Here is a 1,035-nt window from a genome sequence, read left to right as displayed (position 1 = left end):
AGAGGAGTGCCAGCGCGCGCTGGCGCATCTGCGGCGGATCATTGAATGCGAGGGGCCGACGGCCATCGCGGCGATCCTGCTGGAGTCCATCCCCGGCACCGCCGGGATCCTCGTGCCGCCGGCAGGCTATATGCAGGGCGTGCGCGCCCTGGCCGACGAGTTTGGCATCGTGCTGATCCTCGATGAGGTGATGGCCGGCTTTGGCCGCACCGGCAGCTGGTTCGCCTTCGAGCAGGATGGCGTGGTGCCGGATCTGGTGACCTTTGCCAAGGGGGTTAACGCCGGCTACGTGCCGGCGGGCGGGGTGCTGATTAGCGAGCCGATTGCCCGCTACTTTGACGACCACTTCTTTGCCGGGGGGCTGACCTACTCCGGCCATCCGCTGGCGATGGCGGCGATTGTCGCCACCATCGACGCGATGAAAGAGGAGAAGGTGGTTGAGAACGCGGCCTCTATCGGCAACGAGGTGCTGCGCCCCGGTCTCGAGGCGCTGGCGGAGAAGCACGCCATTATCGGCGAGGTGCGCGGTCGCGGCCTGTTCCAGGCGCTGGAGCTGGTGAGCAGCCGTGAACAAAAAACGCCGCTGACCGCCGCTGACATGGTTGCGATCAAAGGGGCCCTGACCGAAGCCGGGCTGCTGGCCTTTGTGGTGGAGAACCGCATTCACGTGGTCCCGCCGTGCACCATTACTGCTGAGCAGGTGGCGCAGGGGCTGGCGATTTTTGATGCGGTCTTTGCTCGCTTTGCCAGCCTGGCGAAGTAGGGGAGGGGGCCGGATACTGTTGCCCGGCGGCGCGCTTGCACGGGCCTACGGGGTGTGAGCCTGTGAGTGGATCCTGTAGGCCGGGTAAGGCGCAGCCGCCACCCGGCGAAATCAAGGATACCGTGCCTGATATCTTGCCCGGCGGCGCTGCGCTTGCCGGGCCTACGGGGTGTGAGCCTGTGAATGGATCCTGTAGGCCGGGTAAGGCGCAGCCGCCACCCGGCAACACCACGGGTACCGTGCCTGATTATTGCCCGGCGGCGCTGCTGGAC

Annotated in this window: 1 protein-coding gene; it reads left to right on the top strand. The window is 66.4% G+C overall.

What is annotated here, in order from left to right:
• A partial coding sequence (locus KHQ26_RS25670) for an aminotransferase class III-fold pyridoxal phosphate-dependent enzyme (RefSeq protein WP_228297901.1) occupies positions 1-763 on the top strand: 763 nt, incomplete at its 5' end.
• Between the last annotated feature and the right edge of the window lie 272 nt (positions 764-1,035).

It is taken from the genome of Klebsiella sp. 10, assembly GCF_018223925.1.
In the GTDB taxonomy this organism is placed as follows: Bacteria; Pseudomonadota; Gammaproteobacteria; order Enterobacterales; family Enterobacteriaceae; genus Klebsiella; species Klebsiella pneumoniae.
Note: the sequence above shows the minus strand (reverse complement) of the source record. Positions and strands in the feature narration are given on the sequence as shown.